This is a genomic window from Wolbachia endosymbiont of Nilaparvata lugens (genome assembly GCF_007115045.1).
Taxonomy (GTDB): Bacteria; Pseudomonadota; Alphaproteobacteria; order Rickettsiales; family Anaplasmataceae; genus Wolbachia.
In genome coordinates, this window is sequence record NZ_MUIY01000002.1 from 201,976 (window position 1) to 223,700 (window position 21,725).

At 34.3% G+C, this 21,725-nt stretch carries 13 protein-coding genes and 1 pseudogene; 5 read left to right on the forward strand and 9 right to left on the reverse strand.

What is annotated here, in order from left to right:
* The first annotated feature begins 36 nt into the window (after positions 1 to 36).
* Positions 37 to 1,206: an aspartate aminotransferase family protein gene (locus BWZ41_RS06665; RefSeq protein WP_143689854.1), complete on the forward strand. Its 1,170-nt coding sequence runs from the start codon at positions 37 to 39 to the stop codon at positions 1,204 to 1,206.
* On the opposite strand, the gene BWZ41_RS06670 is transcribed toward BWZ41_RS06665, so the two are convergent.
* Positions 1,203 to 4,853 carry a DEAD/DEAH box helicase gene (locus BWZ41_RS06670; RefSeq protein ID WP_143689855.1) on the reverse strand — a complete coding sequence of 1,217 codons (3,651 nt, stop codon included), beginning with the start codon at positions 4,851 to 4,853 and terminating at the stop codon, positions 1,203 to 1,205. The genes BWZ41_RS06665 and BWZ41_RS06670 overlap by 4 nt on opposite strands.
* A gap of 97 nt (positions 4,854 to 4,950) precedes the next feature.
* Here BWZ41_RS06670 and rimM point away from each other — a divergent pair, with 97 nt between their 5' ends.
* The 3 genes from rimM to BWZ41_RS06685 are packed head-to-tail and all read left to right on the forward strand — an operon-like array spanning position 4,951 to position 6,770.
* Positions 4,951 to 5,451 carry a ribosome maturation factor RimM gene (gene rimM, locus BWZ41_RS06675; RefSeq protein WP_143689856.1) on the forward strand — a complete coding sequence of 167 codons (501 nt, stop codon included), beginning with the start codon at positions 4,951 to 4,953 and terminating at the stop codon, positions 5,449 to 5,451.
* A 59-nt stretch (positions 5,452 to 5,510) separates the two neighbouring features.
* A complete protein-coding gene (efp, locus tag BWZ41_RS06680; protein ID WP_143689857.1) occupies positions 5,511 to 6,077 on the forward strand; it encodes an elongation factor P in 567 nt (188 codons plus the stop codon).
* On the forward strand, positions 6,078 to 6,770 hold the full coding sequence (locus BWZ41_RS06685) for an inositol monophosphatase family protein (RefSeq protein WP_007302192.1): 693 nt from the start codon (positions 6,078 to 6,080) through the stop codon (positions 6,768 to 6,770).
* 280 nt (positions 6,771 to 7,050) lie between these two features.
* On the opposite strand, the gene hemA is transcribed toward BWZ41_RS06685, so the two are convergent.
* Together hemA and BWZ41_RS08205 are read right to left on the reverse strand one after the other, a co-directional pair.
* Positions 7,051 to 8,247 (reverse strand): 5-aminolevulinate synthase, encoded by a 1,197-nt coding sequence (gene hemA, locus BWZ41_RS06690; RefSeq protein WP_177429468.1) that lies wholly within the window; start codon positions 8,245 to 8,247, stop codon positions 7,051 to 7,053.
* Between the two features lie 64 nt (positions 8,248 to 8,311).
* The gene (locus tag BWZ41_RS08205) at positions 8,312 to 11,704 is read right to left on the reverse strand and encodes a host RNA manipulator TomO (RefSeq protein ID WP_241653960.1); all 3,393 of its coding nucleotides are present in this window, start codon (positions 11,702 to 11,704) and stop codon (positions 8,312 to 8,314) included.
* A 507-nt stretch (positions 11,705 to 12,211) separates the two neighbouring features.
* Between BWZ41_RS08205 and ltrA the strand changes: the two genes are divergently transcribed.
* Positions 12,212 to 13,468, forward strand: coding sequence for a group II intron reverse transcriptase/maturase (gene ltrA, locus BWZ41_RS06700; protein WP_177429443.1), 1,257 nt, complete (start codon positions 12,212 to 12,214; stop codon positions 13,466 to 13,468).
* Positions 13,469 to 13,656: 188 nt separating this feature from the next.
* Here the strand turns inward: ltrA and htpG are convergent, their stop codons facing one another.
* From htpG to BWZ41_RS06735, 6 genes and pseudogenes are all read right to left on the reverse strand, one after another.
* A complete protein-coding gene (htpG, locus tag BWZ41_RS06705) occupies positions 13,657 to 15,561 on the reverse strand; it encodes a molecular chaperone HtpG (RefSeq protein ID WP_143689859.1) in 1,905 nt (634 codons plus the stop codon).
* Between the two features lie 150 nt (positions 15,562 to 15,711).
* The gene (locus BWZ41_RS06710; protein WP_063630800.1) at positions 15,712 to 16,914 is read right to left on the reverse strand and encodes a KAP family P-loop NTPase fold protein; all 1,203 of its coding nucleotides are present in this window, start codon (positions 16,912 to 16,914) and stop codon (positions 15,712 to 15,714) included.
* Between the two features lie 3 nt (positions 16,915 to 16,917).
* The gene (gene recR / locus BWZ41_RS06715; RefSeq protein ID WP_458695276.1) at positions 16,918 to 17,517 is read right to left on the reverse strand and encodes a recombination mediator RecR; all 600 of its coding nucleotides are present in this window, start codon (positions 17,515 to 17,517) and stop codon (positions 16,918 to 16,920) included.
* 128 nt (positions 17,518 to 17,645) lie between these two features.
* Positions 17,646 to 19,043 carry an ankyrin repeat domain-containing protein gene (locus BWZ41_RS06720; protein WP_241653961.1) on the reverse strand — a complete coding sequence of 466 codons (1,398 nt, stop codon included), beginning with the start codon at positions 19,041 to 19,043 and terminating at the stop codon, positions 17,646 to 17,648.
* 440 nt (positions 19,044 to 19,483) lie between these two features.
* Positions 19,484 to 20,455, reverse strand: a pseudogene (locus BWZ41_RS06730) (IS110 family RNA-guided transposase); the annotation flags it as partial.
* A gap of 46 nt (positions 20,456 to 20,501) precedes the next feature.
* On the reverse strand, positions 20,502 to 21,659 hold the full coding sequence (locus BWZ41_RS06735) for an IS4 family transposase (RefSeq protein ID WP_158619498.1): 1,158 nt from the start codon (positions 21,657 to 21,659) through the stop codon (positions 20,502 to 20,504).
* Between the last annotated feature and the right edge of the window lie 66 nt (positions 21,660 to 21,725).

A 21,725-nucleotide genomic window follows, 5' to 3' on the forward strand; every position in this document is an offset into this window, starting at 1 on the left:
TATGGTATTAATAAAAAATTAGCATATCATACTTTTATGACAATTTCTCCTATCTTGCCAGTTTATTCTCCTATTAACATAAATTTTTCTTATGGCAAAGGTATTTACTTGTATGATATCGATAATAAGCGCTATATAGATTTTCACTCTGGAATAGCTGTTAGCAGTTTAGGTCATGCCAACTCACGATTAACTGACGTCCTAAAATTACAAGGAGAAAAACTATGGCATATATCAAATACCTATAATATATCTACTGCCAACAAATTTGCAGAAAATTTAATAAACAACAGCTTTGCTAATACTGTATTTTTTGCAAATTCTGGATCGGAAGCAGTGGAATGTGGACTTAAAATCGCTAGGGCCTATCAAAATGGAAAAGGGAATAAAAATCGCTATAGAATTCTAACATTTCATGGTGCATTTCATGGAAGGACATTTGTAACTTGCTCAACAAACGATAGACAGAAATTTTCTGAATTACTGAATCCTTATATTGACTGGTGTGATAACATAAAGCCCAATATTGAGAGTGTAAAGAAAGCAATTTCTAATGACATAGGTGTTATATTAATAGAACCAATACAGGGACAAGGTGGTATTAAAGTAATGAGTGAAGTCTTCATGAAAGAGCTAAGAGAACTATGTGACGAAAACGATATACTGCTATTTTTTGATTGCGTTCAGTGCGGTGCTGGTAGAACAGGAGAATTATTTGCATATGAACACATAGGAGTTAAGCCTGACATATGTGCTCTTGCAAAGGGAATAGGAGGAGGTTTTCCTCTAGGGGCTTGTCTTGCAACTGAAAAGGCTGCTAAGTACATGGCGGTCGGTATGCATGGTTCTACTTTTGGTGGTAATCCACTTGCAACTTCAGTAGGTAATGCTGTATTGGATGAATTGCTCAGCCCTGGCTTCTTAGAAAATGTTGAAGTTAGAGGTAAGTCTTTAAAAAACAAACTAGAGGACTTAGCAAGCAAGTTTCCAATGATAGAAGAAGTGAGAGGAAAAGGGTTGATGCTAGGAATAAAAGTAAAAATGAATAACCAAAAATTTGCAGAAGAGCTAAGTCACCGTGGTTTACTCACTGTTGGAGTAACATCAGATAACGTTGTAAGAATCTTGCCTCCACTCATTATCACTGAAAAAGAGATTGATGAAGGCATTGAAATCCTCACTCAGTATTTATCTGAAAAGTTCTAGTTAAAAACTAAACCTTCCTGCTCACTAGTTGTTTGCTGTATCAAAATTGCAGATAAAGCAGTAGCTACAACTTTATCAGCTACTTCATTTGTACACTTTACCTTTTCCTGCTCTCTTATCAGTGTAAGCGCATTTATATCACTTAGTGAGTCAAATTTTGTTATATCCTCAAATATAAACGATTGCACGATGTCTTTCGGAATATTGAAAAAAGTCGAGTTACCAAGCGATAATGTCATATCTAACACACTTTTCATTGAGCCGTTTCTCAAAACACATTTAGACAGTTCCCCTAAAAGAATTGGCACTCCAAAAATAAAAAATGCTCCTCTCACTAAATAGGTTGTTATTTCATATAACAATGCACCACACAAGAGTGCCAATGGTCCAAATACTATAAAACCGCAAAGTAAAGGCAATGGCATGGCCTGACCTGATGATATTCTACCTATAAGCTCCATTGAAATTATAAACCCAATAAGTAACATAGCTCTACCTAGATATGTCCTTTCTTTAGAGCGTTTGTTAAAGTTTTTCTCACGTAACTTAGAAAAATCATTGTTAACTCTGACTTCAAAAATATTATGGTTGATTTTTAATTTTAGCTCTAAGTCCTCTATTCCATGATGCCACTTATGACACCTTACAATTTCATCAATTATCGTACTAACTTGATTATTGATTTTGTATAATTTGCTTTCTTGATATAAGTTGCCTTGATAATATTTTTCTCTCAAGTCTACACAATTTAAATTCTTTAAATCACATAAAAAATCTTTGATTTCTTGTGCCATTTTATTAGCATCATCTTTGTAGCCTACAGCTTTCAAAATTGTTACCAAGTGTTTATTTTCAATTTGAGCAATTGTTCTATCTAATGCACGTATATATTGCTTGGATTGAAAATATGAGATGATTTTTTCTTTACATCTATCCTCATTGCCTTCGTACAAACTATTTCTTTTGAAACTGCTGTCATGTTCTTTGGCAATTTCTAATGCATGAACCAATACATTTTGCGCCTTCACACTACTTTCACAGTGACAGTTTCTGATTATGTGTACATACGCTCTTGCACTGGTATCTCCAGATTTATCTATATTGTACGCTTTAGCCAAAAAGACTAAATAGTCAAACCCTGCCCAAAGATAATACATTACCTTTGTTATAGCACTCCCCACAGAAAATAAAGCTGAGCGTGTGCAAGATAATTTACCGTTGTTTTTAATTCTGTTCTCATATGAACGAAGGTATGCCTCTGTACTTTTTAAAATCCTATGTAAATCTTGTTCTGTCTTTTTGACATCAAAATCATTTATATCATGAACTTTTTCATACGTTTCTTTTATCAAATCACTAGAAAACTTCTTCAGAGCTGAATCATCAATATTTCCTAATGCATCAATATTTTTACTAATATAGATTTCTATTTTTCTTCCAAGTTCTTCTCCCATTCTATTTTTTAGCAACTTATTGTATTTATTAGTAGCTGGAAACAAAACTTTCTGACAAAATTTCTGTGGTTCGTTTTTAAAATTTGCTAAGATCTTATTCACAAATAGCTCAACTTCTTCACCTGCAGCAGCGAAAAACCATGATTGTCTGCTCTCATTACGCTCTCTATTTCTTCCAAGATTCTGTAGGGCTTCAGATGGATTATTGAACTGACTAACCGAATCTGCAAATATTAATGCAACATGATTATATTCACTATCAAATCCACGACCTTTCGATCCATCTATAACCGTTGTCAACGCATATTTAGCCAATGAATCAAAATCTCTTTTTTCATAATCACAATAAAGAGTTCGATATCCACCTATCTGATTACGTATTATCGCTGAAAAGAGTCTGTTTTCTCCAATACCAAGATCATTTTTCCCAATTCCTGCAAAGATACATTTATTTTGTTTGCAGAAATCAATGAGACTATGTAGTATACCTTCCTCTCTTTCCATGAGGTCATGGAGCTCTTTGCTTAAGCGCCAATTATCAACTATTAAGCTGCATTGCTCATTATCACTTTTACTCAGTGCTTCAATTACTGTCTTTATTTGCAGTAAGAGCTCATCTCTAGCAAATTGCTCACTAAAGCCTTTTCTCTCTAGGTATCTTATAATATTGTTATCATTAGTGGTGCTAACATTCTTTTTAACATCTTCTATCAATTCACTCAAACCTTCTCTTCTTTTTTTATCTAAAGTAATATTATCACACTTCATTAAATATGAGAGAGTAAGATCGATCATTGAATGCATTACTCTATATTTTAGATATTCAGCAGTACTACTGAAATCCACCTTTTCTTTTAATTCAGATATCTGCTCTTCTGTCAGACTAGGATGTTGCTTTTTAACGCAGCTTATAAAGTTCGCTTCGCGTAACTTGAGCCTATAGTCTTGATAAGATATCCCTTCAGGCTGAAATTTATTATACACTTCATAACGTGTACTACCTTCATATACTAAATTATCTCTACCCTGCAACGCAAAGTTAAGATTAACTATACTATTTACATCATCAGCTAAAAGCAGAGCACTTTCTCCAATTGGGCTTTGCACATTCCATCTTATAGAAGTTAATAAATCATCGGTATCAACAAGCTTATTGTAATTAAAAACTTCTTCGCTCTCTTCAACATATTCATGAGCTGGGCTCGATTTTTCTCTAGTAAATAAGCTACGCACGTTAGCAAGAAATCTAGAAAGCAGTTCTTTTGACTCTACACCAGTTGCTTTAGTTAGTACCCACCAAATTGGCAACATTACTATACCAAATATAAACATAGAAATTGTATAATATAAGTTTCCAATCAAAGCAGAATACAGCCAATAATCTGAAGTTAGACCAATTACAGCAGCAACGTTACTATTTATAATAGGAAACAATATAGCTAAAGATATTATGGAGGTAGCAATATTCACGACTAATGCTAGAGTGAAATTTGCTCTCCTATTGGTTTTTGTAATAACACTTGCTGTTTCGATGGCGTTTCCAATACAACGTCTACTCAATCTTGTCGGGCTGATAACTTTTCCGCATCTATTTAAAATCCTTCTCTTTGGTGTTGCAGTTAGGTAAGTTGTAGGATACTCCTCATCAAGCTTGCACATATTCTCAAAATCCTGCTGCTTGTTAATACTGTCTGCTTCATCAACACTAATCCACAACTTGGTATTTTGGTCTTTAAATTTACGATTATTTTCTTGCTGCAATAACAGGTCATGTGTCACTATAATTGTTGTAGGTTTAGTTGCCTTCAGTGCATTTTTAATTTCCTCAGCAGTTTTAGGTGTCCTAATGTTTACAGTAAATGCACTACTCATCATTTTTTTAGCTTGATTCACTAGGTCACTACTTGGTACTGCAACCAGATGATGAAACCCTGCTTGGGCTAGTACATAACTCAGTATTCCAATGTCGTAAGTCTTACCAAATCCAGTTTCTGCATCTACCATAACATTACAGTTAGTAGTGCAAGGGTTGCGTAGATGTTCTAATACCCCTTCAACAACAGGTTTACGACGTGCTACTATTATAGATTCCTTTGTATCATCAAGTTTTATAGATTCACCTTTTAGCTTGCAGTTGATTTTTTCTAAGCTACTTATAATACTTTGCTTTTCTTGATTACTGATAGAACTCACACATTACCCACTATAATTATCACAATATTAATTGTATGTTAATTCAGTAAATTGTCAATTCTATGGACAAAAAGCTGATTTCAACTATCATATTAATATGAATATATGCCTCGGAATAATTACTTCTCCTCATGGAATCAAAGGAGCTGTCAAAATAAAAACCTTTACTGAAAAGCCCGAAAATATTTTCCTATATGGTGAACTAATAATCGGAAGTGAAAATTATAAAATAAGCTTGGTGTCTGTTGTCAGTAATAATTTAGTAATAGCAACAATTAGCGGTGTGAATTCCCGTAATGAAGCAGAGCTTTTAAGAAATAAAAAGTTATATATAGAAAGAGATAAGCTACCACAGTTAAATGATGAGGATGAATTTTACCAAGATGATCTTGTGAATATGGAAGTAAGACTAGAGAGTAATGAATTATATGGCTATGTGAAGTCTGTGAATAATTTCGGCTCAGGGGATATATTAGAAATTTTGGTTATCAGCACAAAAAAAAACATTATGTTATCTTTTACTAAAGAAGTATTTCCATACATCAACATGAAGGAAAAGTATATAGTAATCAACATGCCAGAATTCATTGGCCAATAAAAATTTTGATATTTGTATAAAGTTATTTATAATAATCAGACCAAATTAAAAGTGTAATTATGGCAGAAAGGGCTAATGATATCAGGCCAGGTCAGGTACTAGAACATAATGGTGGATTGTTTTTGGTTGTAAGTATTATGCATACTCAACCTGGTAAAGGTGGTGCATATATACAAGCTGAAATGAAAAATATCCAAACAGGAGCAAAGTACTATGAGAGGTTTCGCTCTGATGCAACAATCAGAAGGGCAATTTTAGATGAAGAGGAATATGTTTATCTCTTTACTGAAGGGAATATCGTAAATCTTATGCATCCAAGTAGTTACGAGCAGATTGTTATAAATTTAGACTTATTAGGGGAAAAGAAGGCTTATTTGCAAGATAATATGAAAATTAAAGTAGTAACTTATCAAGATAAAATAATTTCTGCACATGTACCTAATCACGTTACACTAACTGTAAAAGAGACAGAGTCTGTTATCAAAGGTCAGACTATTACTGCTTCTTATAAGCCTGCAATTTTGGAAAACGGAATACGTGTTAACGTGCCTCAATTTATAAAAGAAGGGGATAAAATTGTATTACATACTCCTGATAACAGCTATTACGAAAGAGTAAAAGAGTAAATGGCCATTTCATCACCAAGAATCAATGTGATGCTTGATTCTGTACGCAGTGCCTCCAAGCAGCTTATACGTGATTTTAATGAATTGCAAATTTCAAGCGTTAAGTCAGCAGACTTTATCAATAAAACTTATTCAAAATCCAAGCAACTTATATACGATTGCTTGAAAAACTACAACCAGAACTATGACTTTATTTTTGAAGACGATGTGGGCCAAGATCTAAAAGACGGCGGTTATACTTGGTTTATTATGCCTATAGAAGGCAAGGAAAACCTTTTTAGTTGTATGGTTTATTTTGCAGTATCAGTTTGTCTCATTCATAAAAACAGAGTTGTAGCAGCTGTGATTGATGCTCCAGCCCTTAGAGAAACTTTCTGGGCAGAGGAAAAGAAAGGAGCTTTTCTTGAAGATTTCAAATCTCGCCATGTAAAAATGCGGATGAAAGCTCGTGAAGGGGGAATAATAGACATAAGTGGTAATTTGTTAAATAAATTACCACTTGACAATAATAATCTACGCTCCCTTGGCTCAACGGTACTAGGTTTTGCATATCTTGCTGCCGGAAGATACAATGGAATAATTTACTCTGGAATTAATAAATATAAAACTTCACTCGGTAGGCTTTTTCTGCAAGAAAGCGGTGGGAGATTAAGGGAAGATAACGCGCTTGTCATTGCTGGAGATATAAACTAAAGTTCATTCAAAAGAGCAAAAGTCACGTAGTGAAAATAATAAATGGTCTTACCTACCCCTCATTGCAGCAGGGTGGCAAAATAAGATAGACGAGAAAAGACAACTATAGGAACAAATAGTCAGTGTGTGACAATGGCATCTAGTCCTTTTGCACAAAAAACGTTGTAAAGTAACTTAGTTGGATCCCAGTGTTAGCTACTTTCATGACAAGAAATAAAGCACTGATTTTGTACATTAACCATGCTTTTAAATAGATACCTTATTCTTGGCAACTTTAAACTCAACAACAGACACAAACAGACAATTTCTCAAAAACTTTTACAAGAGATTTTGTTAAATGCTCTATCATTTCATTTGTATGGTAAGGCGTAGGAGTAATACGGAAGCGCTCAGTCCCCTTTGAAACTGTTGGGTAATTTATATGTTGTACATATATTCCATACTCATCAAATAACAATTTTGATGCTTTTTTGGACAACTCAGGATCGCCAATTATGATTGGAATTATATGAGTTTCTGTTTGCATAAAATTCACTCCTGCGTTTCTCAGTGAGTCTTTTACCTTTTCAACAGACTGCTTTTGCTTCTCTCTTTCAACGTTGCTCGATTTTAAATGCTCAACGCTTGCCTTTGCTGCTGCTGCTAAAACGGGTGACATAGCAGTAGTAAAAATAAATCCTGGGGCTGAACTTCTTATTACATCCACCAAGCTCTTTGAAGACGCTATATATCCACCCATCACTCCAAAAGCCTTTGATAATGTACCTTGAATAACAGTTATTCTATCCATCAAACCTTCTCTTTCTGCAATTCCGCCACCGCGCGGTCCATACATGCCAACTGCGTGTACCTCATCCAAATAGGTAATTGCATTATACTGATCTGCTAGATCACATATCGCTTCAAGCGGTGCTACATCACCATCCATTGAGTATACAGATTCAAGCGCTATTATTTTCGGTGTTTTTATATCTATAGATCTTAGCAATTGCTCTAAGTGATCAGTGTCATTATGCCTAAATATGTGCTTCGGTCTTTTTCCTGACTTTATACCTTCTATCATTGAAGAGTGATTTTTCTCATCTGAAAAAATTACCACACCCGGAATAACAGACGACAAAGTGCTAAGCGTAGTTTGGTTGGCAAGGTAGCCACAAGCAAAAGTTAAAGCAGCTTCTTTTTGATGCAAGTCAGCCAAAGACTTCTCGAGCTCAACAACTTCCTTTGTTGTACCTGATATATTTCTTGTTCCTCCAGCACCAACAGATGAATTTTGAATAGCAGCAATGACACTATCGTTTTGTGACATTCCCAGATAATTATTACTGCACCAGACAATAACCTCTCTATTTCTTTCATAATCCATAATATAGGGAAGTTTGCCAGGTAATGACGCAAAATGCGTAAATTCACGATAGCGCCCTTCTTCTTTTATATCTTTGATTTTATTTAAGAATATTTTTTCGTAGTCTACCAAGTTTTTATCTATTAACAATCAATATAATTATAATAAATTATTAAATGATAGACTACTATATTTATTACTTAGACTGACATTCTTCTGTCTGCATAACCTTTTTGACCTGATTATCCTCAACTAAGCTTTTAGGCCTATAGCAGTACGTAATTGTAGCTGCAATAAGACAACAAGCTGAAACTGCTACTCCTATTGCTAACATCTCTAAGTAAACTGCAACAGCTACTCCTAAGGCAATACCAGTTATTGCAAGCGCAGAAGCAGCTACAATATACTTTTTTGTGTTTTGTGAATTTTTTTTGAGGCCACTTTTGCTGCTTTGCTTATTAATCACTGGCAACACTGTTTCTTGTTGTGTATCTCTTTTAACCGTTTGTTTTACACACTTAGCAGATTGGTTAGAATCTTGCTCTTCCTCGTCACCATCAATTGATAGTGCACTTTTAACACTTGTATTGTCAGCCGGTTGCTGTTGATCATCATTTTCTTTGTCATTTATATTACCAGGCTTTTCCTCAGTGGCCATTGAAGGCATTTCTGGTGTAGAAGCTGTTGCTTCAGGTTCCACTGTTTCAATTATAGGTATTCTTATTTCATAACTTTCTTCATTAATTTCTTCAAATGGAGAATTACTATTAGAGTCTGAAGAAGTTCCGGCAAAAGCGTCACTCTTATCACCTTCAAGCTTAGAAAAGTCATTATCCTCAGAACTCAGTGATGATGAATCTGATTCACGTTCTTTAACCTCTTTCACAGGAATTTGTTGACTACTTGCAGTAGCACCTACATCATCGCCTACTGATAATGCAGCAGTGTGCTCTAACTCTTTTTCAAGAAATATTTTAATTTCTGCGAGCTTGCTTTGAGATAATTTATCTTTCTTAGCAACCTCCGTCTTATTAGCGTCTTCTAAGGCTTTATTCAAGATTTGCTTTGCATCTACACTATTATTTTCTTGCTTTACCTGTTCTACTAGAGATATTACTTCTTCATAATTAAGATCGAAGATAGCATCAGATAATTTTTCCTCTATAGTTTTTGTATTTTTAGGCATTTTACTCTCCTCACAATTATTAACTATCGCTTCTTTTGAAGCTTTTTCACTATTTATAATATTTTCTCCTTTATCAACAACATTTTCTTGCGGTTGTTGGCTATCCGTACTGTTCATAACGGGTGGTTTTGTAGTACTGCTACAATCTGCCTTATCACCCACTGACACAGTTTCTTCAAGCCTTCCTGTAAGAAGTTTTATAATTAGCCTGAGATTCCTTTCCTGATTTTCCTTCTTCTTGCTCTCTTTCAAGCTTTGAATTTTGTTATTTGCTTGATTTAAGGACTTCTGTAAAATAAGTTTATCTACTTTATTGTTTGGTAGCACTAGTAATTTTGCCACACTAGGAAAATCGATACTATTGATAGCATTAGACAATTTTTTCTCTATAGTTTTTGTATTTTTAGGCATTTTACCCCTCCTATTAATTGTAGCTTCTTTTGAAGCCTTTTTATTAGCTATAATATTTTCTCCTTTATCAACAATACTGCTTTGTAGCTGCTTACTATCAGTGCTTTGAGATTCTGAATTTTCTGATAAAATGTTACTTTCTATAGCTGAGATTGTTGATCTATCTGCAATGTTATCACTTTTTTTTCGCACCATAAAAGTTGCTGAAGTGTTGTACATTTGATCCCATAAATCTTGACGTTCAGTGCAAGAATATTCTTGCACATCAATAGAAAATTGCAGAATATTTCTAATATGCATTAAATTTAATATAAGATCAGTATTCTTTTGGCGTTTATTGTATTTTGGATCTTCAGTGTATATATCATATCCCGCATGAGCAACTTGAGCTAATCCATTTACAACACCCGGCACATAATTGTAGTTATATTCATGTAAAGCTTCAGACTGCAATAATTTATTTTCCCTTTCTAGATCTTCCATGCGCTTCTCTATGCTAGATTTAAAAATCTCACACTTCTCTCGAAAAATTACGCTAATTTCATCACTTTCTGTGCACAAGTAACATACTTTCTTGATTAAGGAGTAATCTTCTTGATCTATTGAGTAGCGTACTGCATTTCTCAGTAGATTCTGTATAACCTGCCTAGTGACTTGCTCATTGTGTGATATACTCTGATAGGTTTGAACGTGGGCAATTACATCGATTACAATATCTTTATTTTCGAGATTAGATAATGCAATAAGAGCTGATTCATATGCATTATCAAATTCGTTATTTTTAAATTTTTGATTGAGATAATCGATAACATCGTTACTACATTCAGCATATTCTTCGCATAAGTGCTCAATAAATGTGATATTACCAGCATCTAGTGCAGTTTTTAGAACTAAATCATAAATTTCTTTTCTACCACGAGCTCCTATATTCTTTAAGATTTGTTGATTGAGTACTTTAATAATTCTATCGTCTACAAATGCTTGCTCATAACTAGTAGAACCCTTGTTATTGATATATCGTTTGCACAAGTATTCGATGATAGGCAGATGCTCCTGACTTATCGCAGTCTCTAATAAAGTAACAAAACTTCCTTTCAATAGATCTTTAGTTGGTTCATCAACATATCTCTCAAATGCATTTAGCGCTATCGTGATAAATTTTTCATTTTTAACCAAAGATGCTGTTTCAAGGACGCCATATCCATATAAAGGATCGGGATTACTTGTTTTTAGTGCATGCTCAAGATCCCTTAAGAAGGGTTCTGCAAGAACTGTCTCTAGTAACTCTTGTTCTCTTCTTAATGCTATGGTTGAGAAAAAGCCAATCTTATTGGGTTCAACAAGTTGTATAGTTTGATCCTTTATTTTATTATAAACCTCATCGATACTATGGAATTTTTCTATAAAAGCTTTTATATATTCTTGACCACCAACAAGTAAAGGTAAAAGACTTAAGTTTCCTTCAGCAAAAAGTATGTCTTGATATTTTTCTGCCAATTTATCGTTAGCTGCAATTGCAAGTAACACCAATTCTTTTACTAAATAATCGTACTTAAGCTCTACTTGATTAAATTTATACTGTGATAGTATATTTGAATATATATGTTGATTATTTCGTAAATCTAAGTTAAGTTGTTGCTCACAAAAATTCTTTAAATTTGTACTCTCTAGCGTAATAGACCTGCCTTCATAATCCTCAATATTTTGTATAACTTCGTCTAATTTTTCATAATTATCTTCTTTTACAGCTTGATTTAAGATACTTATTACTTCAGCAAAAGTTAAATTTTTAGGAATAATGTCATACGAGTCTTCATCTTTTGACTCTACAATAAATGATCTATCACAACCATCAGGAAAGTTTGCAAGTATTGCATTCTCTAAGCTTAGATCCTTAGCATATGAAACATCTTGATTTTCATTATTTAAAACTTCAAATTCTTCTTCAGCACCTAAATCCCTGGAATGGCGGTGTGCTGCAGTAACAAACAAAGTAATGTTTGTGAGAAGCTTTATTGAAGATGAAGGAAGGTCCTTCGAAGTCGGTTTTCAGGAGCAGGTTTCAAACCACCTTAAGTGGCTCTATTTAAGAGATAGGGTCATAAGCGTTAAGGAAAAATCAGCGTAAGAGCTGGAAGGTGTGGATCAGAAAGGCGAACGTAAGTGAACCACTGATGAACGTGTCGAAAAGGGAAGTGAACATCGAAAGGAGGAGTGAGTCGTTCTCCTCTTAATGAGCTTACAAGAAACCTGATTACTGTGTAGGTGGTGTTCGGCATAAAGGTGGCGCGAGTCTGATCTGGGCTTTAATAAGGAACTGCAGGAACCAGTCGATTTGATGAAAAGCGAGATAAGCAAGAGGCTAATCCTCAAGCTTTAGAGTAGCAATGCAAATCACTGGGGCGGATCAACTTGTAGTAGTGAAGAAGTGGTTGTAATGACTATGGAGCGAAGGGGTTGAGCTAGTCGACTTTAGTAAATCATTCAACTTGAAGGAGGATGAAAATGATTGAACGAACAAAGCCTTTTGATATACCGAAATCTCTAGTGTTTTCGGCTTATAAAAAAGTTAAAGAAAACAGAGGAGGAGCAGGTATTGATGATCTAACAATTGAAAAGTTTGATCAAGACTTAAGCAAGAACCTTTACAAGCTATGGAATAGGCTATCTTCTGGTAGTTATTTTCCACCAGCAGTCAAGGCTTGTGATATAATTAAGACAGAAGGAGGAACAAGGACACTTGGGATACCAACTGTTGCCGATCGTATAGCACAGGAAGTGGTGAGAAGTGTTTTAGAACCAGAACTTGAGAAGGTATTTGATGAGGATTCATATGGTTATAGGCCAAATAAGTCAGCATTAGATGCCATAGGAAAAACGAGAAGGCGATGCTTCGACCAAGATTGGTTAATAGAGTTCGACATCAAGGGAATGTTTGACAACATAGACCACAATCTACTGATGAAAGCAGTCAGAAAGCATACCACAAATAAGTGGGTTCTCTTATATATACAAAGATGGCTAAGTGCAGAGATACAGCAAAAAGATGGGACAAAAATAAAGCGTCTCAGTGGGGTGCCGCAAGGGGGTGTAGTAAGTCCTATCTTAAGCAACCTATTTATGCACTACAGCTTTGATATGTGGATGAGAAGAGAATATCCAAGTGTAAAGTGTGCAAGATATGCTGATGATGGTGTTATACATTGTGTAAGCAAGAGTCAAGCACAACTAATTCTTGGTCAACTTGAACAGAGACTGAAGATTTGCAAATTGGAAATAAAACATACGAAGACCAAAATTATCTATTGTCAAGATGGAAAACGAAGGGATAATCATGAGAATGTATCATTTACATTTCTTGGATATGAATTTCGAAAAAGACTTGTACGAAATAGAAAAGATAGTAGTCTGTTTGTAAGCTTTACTCCAACTGTAAGTAAAGAAAGTCTGAACAAGATGAAGAAAGAAATTAGAAGCTGGAAATTTGCTAGAAGAACAAACTTGGAAATAGAAGATATATCACGAATATGTAATCCAATCCTGAGAGGATGGTTTAACTATTACGGGAAGCATCATATAACTGCACTAGATAGCATAATAAGAATGTTTAATAGGAAACTCAGAAAGTGGTTCCAGACAAAGTACAAAAAGCTGAGAGGACACAAAACCAAAGCAGCTAAGGTACTAGAAAGAACTGCAAAGAGCAGACCAAGTCTGTTTGTGCACTGGAAATTGAGTATAGGGTTAGGGCAATGACTAGTGGGAGCCTTATGAAGCGCGAGTTTCACGTAGGGTTCTGGAAGGGGCCAGGAGGGAAGTTCTCCTGGTCTACTCTCCACGCTCACTTTCTCCTGCAGTATCTACTGCTGGCGGCATGAGTCCACCAAGTAAATTCCAACCACCCATGATTTACCCCCTAACTACTAGCTAAGTTAATTATAGCATTAAACAGAAATTTTGCCAAGCAAATTATTGAGTCTTTTAGCAAACAGACTTACGTCTTCCATCTCTTCACCTTCCACTATACAAGCTTGATAGAACAATAAGTAAATTATATCTCCAAGTGTTGGATTTTCACCATTTTCAGCGTGAGATTCCATTATGTTTTTTATCAAAGGATGCTTAATGTTAATTTCAAGTACTTTTGGCGTGCGGTAATTTAGCTGCTTCTGTTCACGTAAAAAACGCTCCATACGAAGATCCATAGTTCCTTCATCAACTGCTAGACACACAGGACTGTCGGTCAATTTCTTAGAGATCTTTACACTTTTTACTAAGCTTCCAAGAACCTTGGTGAAGTATTCGAGTATAGAATCCGCGTTTTCTTCGCTTTTGTTTTCATCTGATTTATTTTCTTCATCTTTCTTACCTTCTTCTGAAGAGAATTTTTCTAAATCAACATCAGCGCGAGTTACAGATTTAAATTTTTGATCTTTATATTCATGAATCACGCTAGTCCAGAAATCATCAACTGGATCAACAAATAGAAGCACTTCCAATCCTTTGCTGACGAATCCTTCAAGTTGTGGACTGTTTTTTACTGAATCGAGACTATTTCCTGTGAGATAGTAGATATGTTCCTGTTCAGGCTTCATTCTGCTTATATAATCATCAATACTAACTAGCTTATCATCACTGGTGCTATGAAATCTGCAAATGGAAAGCAACGCTTCTCTTTCATCAGTTGGCATAGCTTCGCAAAGACCCTCTTTTAACACCGCACCAAAATTGGTCCAGAATTTCGTGTATTCCTCTAAATTATCTTTTGCTTTTTTGCCGAGCTCTGATACCGCGCGTTTAGTTAGGGATTTCCTAATCTGCTCAACAACGCGATTATTCTGCAGTGTTTCTCTGCTGATGTTAAGAGGCAAATCTGGTGAATCAACCACACCTTTCAAGAAACGCAGGTATTGTGGTATAATTTGTACATTATCTTCAGTAATAAATACTTTATTGACATATAACTTTACAGAGCAGCGTCTATCCGGATGAAACAAATCATAAGGCTTGATAGAAGGAACATAAAGCAAATTCGTATATTCTATTGCACCTTCATTTTTATTATGCAGTATCATCCAAGGCTCACCACCTACATGCGCAACACCGCGGAAGAAGTCGTTGTGCTCTCCTTGAGTAACGTCATTTTTTGGCTTAGTCCAAATTGCAGCTTTGCTGTTTAATTTTTCACTTTTTCCCTCTTCATTTACAAACTCAACGGGAAAATTTATGTGGTCAGAGTAAGTAGTAACAATGTTTTCAATACGGAATTTGTCTAAAAATTCGCTTTCTTCAGGACGCATGATGAGCGTAATTTTTGTGCCACGAGAGATTTGACCATCTAACTTGCTGATTGAATATTCTCCATCTCCTTTAGATTTCCATACCCAAGACTCTTCTTCTCCAGCTTTCCTTGACTCTACTATAACTTCTGAGGCAACCATGAAGCTTGAATAAAAACCAACACCAAACTTTCCAATCAGTTCTACAGCTTGGTTTGAATCTTTATTATTCTTAATTGCATCCAAGAATTTTTGCGTACCAGAACTTGCAATCGTGCCAAGATTATCTATTAAATCTTGCCTGTTCATGCCAATTCCATTGTCGGTTATATACAGCTCATTCTTATCTTTACTGGAGCTAATAGTAATCTTCAATTCATCGCTTGAATCTAGTAAATTAGGATTTAATTGCGATTCATAGCGCAATTTATCACATGCGTCTGATGCATTTGATATTAACTCACGCAAGAAAATATCCTTATTAGTATAAAGTGAATGAATTACTATATTTAGTACTTTGCCTACTTCAGCGTCAAATTTTAAACTTTCAGTTTCTTTTATGTTGTGCATTTTGAGCTCCATTATTAGCCTGCTATTCTAGTAATTTAAGTATTGCACAGCGATCTTTCAAGGTCATATATGCTAAAATTTATGTGAGCCAATTTGTCATGCAAGCTGAAATGATAAGAAGAGGGTTCTGTTCTACAATTATCTTTATTCTTAGAACAAGAGATCTCTTATTTGCTTCAAAGATTTGTGAGTCTTTGATTCTTTTTCTTTAAAAGTAGTCTCAAGAGAAGTTTTAAGCTTTTCCCATTCTTCCTGAACGTTTAGAATCAAAGCGCTCTCAATCTCCTCCAGTGCTTTCTGAGGTGATGAATATAATTCCTCATACAAATTAGTGTTTACTGACTGTAGTATTACTAAAAATGTAAATAAATTCGGATCAATTTTCGCATAACATAGCTTTATTTTCTTTACGCAATATTGTATTGCCTGCAATGATAATGAGAAGCTTTTTGCGTAAAATATAAAGCTATCTATAATTAAGTTTTTTGATTTTTTCGGTAATTCAACATTTTGAAATAGCTTTCTTGTAAACTTCTCTATTGGCTGTTTTGGCAAATGCAGAGAGAGATCAGTAAAAGATTTTAGGCTAAAACTTGGTCCAAGTATTGTGCTGATTGCTCTTTGCACGTTACTTTTATCTTGACTAACAGAGATAATGAAAACCAGTCCCTCGACATCAAGCATGTACTTTATGGATTCTAAAAAATCGACAATGAATTTAGGGCGACATATATCAAGGTCATCCACCATTATATAGATGTTTTTGTCTTTTCTAATTTTATTAACCACATCTGCTAGTTGTATCTTAAAATCTCTAATATTCTCTTTTCTCCTTTGGAGAAGATTTAATTCACCCAAGACAAAACCTATGTCTTTCTTATCAGCCTCTTTTGCAGCATCGAGAAATACTGAAAGCATAGCAAGTGGAGATTTACTGATCAGCTTTCCTAATGTATTGAGAGAAAATAGTTCTTGGTTTATGTTTTTGAACTGCTGTATAACACTCCTTTTTACTTTGTATGATGCAAATAGATCCTCAAACAGAAAATGCAAAAAAGAAGGCAATGGCTGATCTAGCGCGCTAATATCCCATGCGCTGTAATAAGCTGCAATTTCATTTTGCTGCTCTAGATCCTTTACCCATTCTTTCAAAAAAAATGTCTTACCCCACTCATTATATCCTTCTAAGGATACGATCGAAAAAGACTGATCAATTGTCTTAATTATATTACTAAATCTACTTGCAACTTGTTTGTAACCCAAGCAATCATTCTCCCAAGTTATTACCTTAGGCAATTGCTCCTCTTCTTTTTTTTTTAATGTTATTAGCGATATAAGTTTTTTTAAGCACATGCCTTACTTTATATTTAACTCATACTCTTGTCTTGAAGTAAGTGCTATTCTCAGCGTTCCCTCATCTAGGTAGTCAATTTCTCCACCGATCGGTATGCCACAAGCAAGTCGTGATATCTTTACGTCCAAGTTTTTTAGCAATTCAATTATATATTGTGCAGTGACTTGGCCCTCTAATGTCGGATTAATTGCAACAATAACCTCTTCAATTTTAAATTCTGTAACTCTTTTATGAATACTCTCAAGATTGAGTTCTTTTGGACCTATGCCATTTATTGCTGATAGCCTGCCACCCAAAACATGATACATACCTGAGTATATACTCCCTTTTTCAAATGCCCATAGATCAACCAATTCTTCTACTACACACATTAACTTGGTGTCGCGCTTTGGGTTAATACAAATAGAACACGGCGATTTAGTATCTAGGTTTCCACAAATCTTACACTCTATTATAAGATCCGCTAGCTCTCTAATCAAAGATGCAAGGGGTAGCATGACTTTCTCTTTATTTTGAAGCAAATGTATAACTAACCTTCGTGATGATGATGGCCCTAAACTTGGCAATTTAGAAAAAGCATGAACTAAATTTTTTATATTAATGTTCATTCAATAAATTTAGGATAGTACATAAAATGATAACACCAAACCTTTTGTAAAGGAAGCTTAGTTTGATTGGCTATGAAAAAGATTCCCATTTTTTCAGAACTATTGTGAAAAAAGTAATGTAATCATAATCTACTGTAACCTAACTCTGGTTCAGGTATAACTGAAATTATCTCATACATTTGCGTAGTTACTCCAGCACCTCTTTTTTGAAAGTGACGCAATTTATTTTTCAACATATTTCTTTCTTCCACATAACTGTCCGATTCTTTATTCAAACTAGAATTTTTTTCTTCATACTTGGAAAGTATTGTATCGATCAAATAATTAAAAAATAATATTAGACCTGTAGTGTTGGAGAGCAATTCAAGAGAATAATATAACATATCTTCACTCACTTCTTCATTTATTATGTCATGAGAATTTTTATACATTCTAAAACAAGAGCCGAAGGCTGCTAAGCATATGCAAGTAAGTTTTGTTTTGTTTAGGACGCACTTAATTCGCGCTAGTTTTTTATTATTATCTTCTAATTTTATACGCAACTCACTAATTTTACTACTATAGTGCTTAATAAACAATTCTATTGCCTCTTTGTTATTAGTATAATTATATGCCTTGTAAGATTCCTTATCCATGAGTTCAGTATCTATATCCTTTGATTTTAGAAGCTCTTTGATTGCTTCATTCTTCCCAAGAAGCACAGCTTCGTGTAGAGGTGTGTACTCACTTTTAACATCTTTCCTTCTGTTAATATTTTCATGAGTTAAGTAGTTGAAAAGAGCTGAAACACATTCTGAATTATTACCCTCAATAGCCAGAGTAATTAAATCTTTTTCGTCTTTGTTCTTAGTATTAATAACTTTGAAAAGCGGCTTTTCATTCTCTTGCTTACGTTCAAAATATTTGTGCTTGTAAAACTCATTCGAACAATATGGTTCCTTAAGAATACACAAAAGCTTTTTTACAAAATCAGCACGATTTTTTTTTATGGCCACATGTAAAGGTGTGTCCTGATTTTTCTCGTCTTGCAACAATAATGCATCATACAAACAACCCTCTTTATATAGATAATCAATCTCTTGGTCAAAATAGATATCTTCTTTTCCTTGACAGATACTTAATAGTCGTGACCCTATACTTTCTGTAGTACTGTAATCAATTGCAGAGCTACGTTGCACTTTAGATTGATAAAGGATTACGTCCATACTATTCCTACCTTTAAACAACCCAGCTATACCTCTAAATATTCCAGCTATACCTGATTCACTCCGAGCAGCACAAGGTGTTTCATCTTGAAAGTTAATCTCAACATCTTCATTAGAAAAAAGTTCTAAAACATGCGAGCTGCTTCTTCTACTGGAAAAAGGCACCTCGTTCTTTTTATCTTTGATCTCAGCAATCTTTGCATTCGAAGCACTTAGAGGGTTAGCTAAATAATCAAGATCTGTAGCATTTTTAGACTCAAAGTCTTCTGCTTGAAAATTTGCTGCAGCGTTTATTTGACCTTCTATTGGTAACATAAAAAATTAATGAGTAGATTACAGGAAGACTATCTCATCTTTGAAAATTTTCAACCCTATTTTTGAAATGGTTTTTGATAAAAATACTTGTGAAACTAACTTTTGTGTTAATTTTTTAGAAGATTTTATAGCTAAAAAATTACTTCCGCATATTTTAAATCTGATTACAATTACAATTAGAGATATTTTCAGAGCTCAAAAATTTATCTTTGTCTGCAGACTTTTTAATCACACTAATTAAAAATGTAGCGTATCCTCTTCAGAGTGTATCTGTTGTATGTGCACTGCATTTTTTTCTAATCTTTTTTATACAGGGGGATCTTATGTTTAGAATTCCAGATACTTGACCTTTACTTTAGTTAATAAAAACCAACTGGTACCTGCGGTATAGCTACGGTTTCTCAAACAAGTTTTAAATGAATAGATTTCTCCTAAGAAACTCACTCAACTAACTCTTCTTGTTGAACTAATATATAGCCAAATTCGCTCGCTTTTTTGATCAAATTTTTTACAATTCTATCTTTATAGAGTGTTTCATAGTATTCCATTCCTTTTTCTACATATTCCTATCCGTATTTGAGCATACTATAAAATATGCATGCCATTTTTCTTGCAGTAGCTGTTATTGCTTTTGGTGCTCCTAGTCGTTTTTTCAATCTTCTGTAGTATGCACCCAACGCACTTTTACTCTTTCCTACAGCATGAGCAGCTATTCGCAAAGCATTTGCAGCACGGTTAATGACTTTACGTGTTCTTGTATTAAACACTTTTTCCCCTGTAACTTTATTAGCAGGACTGAGTCCCAACCACGACGAAAAGTGCTTTTCTGTTGGCCATTTACTGTGGTTTATACCAACTTCTGAAATTATGGTTTGTATACTTAATACATCAAATCCAGGAATTTTAGTAAAATCCATACCAGTGATTCGGTGCAGTTCCTCATACAAAGCAAAGCTTGGCTTACTTTTGCTATTTTTATTCTTTTGCTTACTTAGCTGTTTGCTTTCACAAGACTTTGTTTCAAACGTTTTATAATAGGCTTCAATATTTCTGTCACATTCTGCTATTTTTTCTTGATAAATATTATATAGTTCAAATTCTTGCCTTAGCGTAAATAAGTGTTCTTCTCTATAGTCACCAGCTAACGCTTTTGCAATAGTAGACTGATCATTTTTCATTCGCACGTCCCTGAATTCTGCTAATTTTTCAGAATCTCTTTCGCCTTCAATTATAGCTTCAATGATTTTCATACCAGTTATCCCAGTAATATGACTAATAACCTTGTGTAATTGTATATTCATTTGAATTAATGCCTTCTGCATACGTAGAATATGTGTAGATGCACTTTCAGTGAGATTTCTGCGCTGCCGTACGTAACTGCGCAATACACACATCTGATTATCTGGGTCGAGTAGACCAGTGGAACTTCCCCACCAGCCCCCATAAGTGTTGAAAGTGCTATAAGTGGAGTGATACAAGGTGATTGACGGCATGTAAATTCCCTCCTGATAGTAAAACAATTGAACGTATAAAAGAATCATTAAGATCCAATGTGAATTGTAATAGTGCTATTTTGAATCCGTGTAGATTATTTTTGATTTTATAAACAAGAAATAACAAAGCCGTAATAATAATCATGTAAATATACACCTTCATGCCATTCATAGTATGGCTTAAAAAGTGCTTATATCCAAGATTTTGCTTTATAAATTTAAAGAATACCTCTATGTCCCACCTGCGCCTATATAGCTCTGTTACTTCATAAGCTAACATTTCAAGCAAGTTGGTTAAAAACCATATTTCATCTCCTGCCTTATTTCGAATTTTTATTAAACGTAGGTCATGCTTTTCTGCTACTTTACCTCGTGCACGATAAAGATTAACTATTATATCTTCTAAAATCTCTGATCCATCCGATTTTTGTTCTCCTATAACTTTGTTCCTGCTTATAACATCATGTTTTCTTCCTACTTTAACTCTTGTGATAAATTTGTACTCCTTTTCATCAAATTCGGCAAAAGTTCCAACTTTTCTGATTCCTCTATCAAATAATAAAATATCCTCTTTTTCAACTTTAGCTTCATTAATGGCTCTCACTAATGCTATATCTTCACTACTTTCTTCTTGTCCTTTACAAAATCTTATACTTGTCGGCAATTGATCCTTTAATCCTACACTCACTTTAACTTGACTGTCGTTACTTTTACCGCCTATTTTTAGCCCATCTTTTATGAGATATCCCGATAAATTTATGATTGTCGAATCAAACTTATGTAAATTATTTGATGTTTTTTGGGGTAATAGCTTTTTAATCTTGCTCATCAAATCAATATATACTCCCTTAAAATATTCTGGATTTATAACTTTTAACCTTTTTGACAAACCACTGTATGTTACTGTACTTTTATCGCTATTCTTATCCATTATACACCTGTTTATTACCATTTCTAGCGCTCTTAAGCTTGTTTTTTGCCCCATTAATATTAACTTCATTAGACCTTTAAATATAATCTTGCCCAACAATTTAGTATTACATTTATCTACTTCACTTAATTTTCCTAGCCTTTCTAAATCCTCATCTTTTATTAAATTTAGTACTCTTTCTATTTGATCCATTATTGCCTCCATTTTCTTGCAATAACAGTTCTTTATACTTTTCTGATACTACTTTCAACACTTATG

Bases quoted from the DNA above. Each gene is read 5' to 3' on its own strand.
- BWZ41_RS06665 (WP_143689854.1), top strand. From the start codon at position 37: ATGACAATTTCTCCTATCTTGCCAGTTTATTCTCCTATTAACATAAAT.
- rimM (WP_143689856.1), top strand. From the start codon at position 4,951: ATGAATATATGCCTCGGAATAATTACTTCTCCTCATGGAATCAAAGGA.
- efp (WP_143689857.1), top strand. From the start codon at position 5,511: ATGGCAGAAAGGGCTAATGATATCAGGCCAGGTCAGGTACTAGAACAT.
- BWZ41_RS06685 (WP_007302192.1), top strand. From the start codon at position 6,078: ATGGCCATTTCATCACCAAGAATCAATGTGATGCTTGATTCTGTACGC.
- ltrA (WP_177429443.1), top strand. From the start codon at position 12,212: ATGAAAATGATTGAACGAACAAAGCCTTTTGATATACCGAAATCTCTA.
- htpG (WP_143689859.1), bottom strand. From the start codon at position 15,561: ATGCACAACATAAAAGAAACTGAAAGTTTAAAATTTGACGCTGAAGTA.
- BWZ41_RS06710 (WP_063630800.1), bottom strand. From the start codon at position 16,914: ATGTGCTTAAAAAAACTTATATCGCTAATAACATTAAAAAAAAAAGAA.
- BWZ41_RS06720 (WP_241653961.1), bottom strand. From the start codon at position 19,043: ATGTTACCAATAGAAGGTCAAATAAACGCTGCAGCAAATTTTCAAGCA.
- BWZ41_RS06735 (WP_158619498.1), bottom strand. From the start codon at position 21,659: ATGGATCAAATAGAAAGAGTACTAAATTTAATAAAAGATGAGGATTTA.